The organism is Aeromicrobium sp., assembly GCF_036676885.1.
In the GTDB taxonomy this organism is placed as follows: domain Bacteria; phylum Actinomycetota; class Actinomycetes; order Propionibacteriales; family Nocardioidaceae; genus Aeromicrobium.
Genome location: NZ_JAKFCB010000381.1, coordinates 1 through 2,150, shown reverse-complemented (window position 1 = coordinate 2,150; position 2,150 = coordinate 1). Strand labels below are relative to the sequence as shown.

Here is a 2,150-nt window from a genome sequence, read left to right as displayed (position 1 = left end):
CTCGCGGATCAGCTGGTCGTAGTCGTAGTCGGAGATGACCGGGGCGTCGTCGCGGTGATAGCGCTGCCGATGCTCCTCGATCGTCTCGGCGAGCTCCTTGTGCCGCTGCCTCAGGTCGTCATCGGTCGCCATGCGTCGACTTTATCGCCGCCCGGCGACACTCGGCGCCATACCTGCGTCAGCCTGCCGCCACGCGCTGTGCGAGCGCCAACGCCTGGCGCGCCCACGCGGGCGACGCCCCGGCCAGCCCGCAGGTCGGAGTGACGACGAGCCGGTCCGCGTACGCCTCCTCGTCGAATCCGAAGCGCCCGAAGAAGGTCTCCACGCGAGTCGCCAACGCCTTGTCGGTGACGCCCGTCGTGTCGGTCGACGGGACGACGCCGAGCCACAGGTCGACGCCCTTCTCGAACGACTCGGCCCACACGTCGTCAGGTCGGGCCAGCGAGAGGTCGAACGAGATCGCGGTGAAGCCGGCGCCGACGAGCAGCTCGACCGGTACGTCCGGCGCGCACGAGTGCACCGCCGCCCGCGCTCCGGACCCCGTGATCGCGTCGACGAGGAGGCGCAGGAGCGCATCGGCTTCCGGCGGGTGGACGCTGCGATGCCGGGAGAATCCACTGGCCGTCGGGATGCCGCCGGTGAGGACCGCGACGATCGACGGCTCGTCGACCTGCACGACGAGGTCAGCATGCGGGAAGCGCCGGCGCACGCCGGTGACCTGCGTACGGAGGCCCTCCGCGAGCGACTCGGCGATCTCGCGCCGGGCGCCGTGGTCGGCGAGCATCTTGTCGCCACGCGGGCGCTCGACGGACGCGGCGAGGGTCAGCGGCCCGGTGACCTGGAGCTTGAGCGGACCCTCGTGCGTACCGGCGAGCTCCTCGGCTACGTCGAGGTCCTGGGCGAGCAACGAGCGCGCGCGGCGCAGGTCGCTGCCCTCCCCCACGCCGACGCGCCAGCCATCGGGCTGCAGGTCGGCGTCGAGCCCGTCCAGCACCGCGAGGGTGCGGCCGATCATGCCGGCGTGCACACCGCGCGCCGGGAGCTCGGGGACGTACACGAAGTCGCCGACCTCCCCCATCACGAGGCGCAGAGACTCGGCGAAGTCGGTGCCCGGCATCGAGCCGATACCGGTGGCGATGCTCATGTGATTCCTTCGTCTGACGTTGGAGCGGTGACTTGGCGTCCACCCGCAACCGTGAGCGGTGACCTGGCGTCCACTTGCAACCGGGAGCGGTGAGTTAGCGTCCACTTGAGGGGTCAAGGTGGACGCTAACTCACCGCCCGCGACGCACCGTGGACGCTAACTCACCGCCCGCGACGCACGGTGGACGCTAACTCACCGCCACCCGGGCGGTACGACTGATGGTGGCCGAGCCGACGACGCGGGTGGCGTCGTAGATCACGCACGCCTGTCCCGGCGCGATGCCGCTGGCAGGGTCATGGAGCTCGACGCGTACGTCGTCGCCGCTGACGTGCACCGTCGCGCGGTGCTCGTCGCCGTGCGCGCGGAGCTGGACCGTGCAGTCGAGCGAGCCGGCCGGAGCCGTGCCGCACCACAGCGGCTTGATGCAGTCGAGCGCATCGACCACGAGCGACTCGCGGGAGCCGACCGTCACGGTGCCGCTGACCGGCTCGATGTCGAGCACGAAGCGCGGCTTGCCGTCGTCGGCCGGCACACCGAGCCGCAGCCCGCGTCGCTGGCCGATCGTGAAGGCGTACGCCCCGTCGTGCTCGCGCAGGACGGCGCCGTCCTCGTCGACGATCGTGCCGGGCTTGGGCCCGAGCTTCTCGCCGAGCCAGCCGGCGTTGTCGCCGTCGGGGATGAAGCAGATGTCGTGGCTGTCGGGCTTCTGCGCGACCTGGATGCCCCGCCGCGCTGCTTCGGCACGGACGACGTCCTTGGTCGTGTCGCCGAGGGGGAACAGCGAGTGCGCCAGCTGCTCCTGCGTCAGCACGCCGAGCACGTACGACTGGTCCTTGCCCATGTCGATCGCGCGGTGCATCTCGATCGTGCCGTCGGCGGCGGTCTCGAGCTGCGCGTAGTGCCCGGTCGCGACCGCGTCGAAGCCCAGCGCCAGCGCGCGGTCGAGCACCGCGGCGAACTTGATCTTCTCGTTGCAGCGCAGGCACGGGTTGGGCGTACGGCCGGC

2 protein-coding genes are annotated in these 2,150 nt (G+C 71.3%); both read right to left on the bottom strand.

Going from position 1 to position 2,150, the window contains the following annotated elements; all coding sequences use genetic code 11:
- Positions 1-178: 178 nt before the first annotated feature.
- The gene (locus V6M46_RS18175; RefSeq protein WP_332667689.1) at positions 179-1,144 is read right to left on the bottom strand and encodes a methionine synthase; all 966 of its coding nucleotides are present in this window, start codon (positions 1,142-1,144) and stop codon (positions 179-181) included.
- A gap of 187 nt (positions 1,145-1,331) precedes the next feature.
- Positions 1,332-2,150 (bottom strand): tRNA 2-thiouridine(34) synthase MnmA (mnmA, locus tag V6M46_RS18170; RefSeq protein ID WP_332667687.1); only part of this gene is annotated, 819 nt, incomplete at its 5' end.

Coding starts and splice junctions, on each gene's coding strand:
- V6M46_RS18175 (WP_332667689.1), bottom strand. CDS start 1,144: ATGAGCATCGCCACCGGTATCGGCTCGATGCCGGGCACCGACTTCGCC.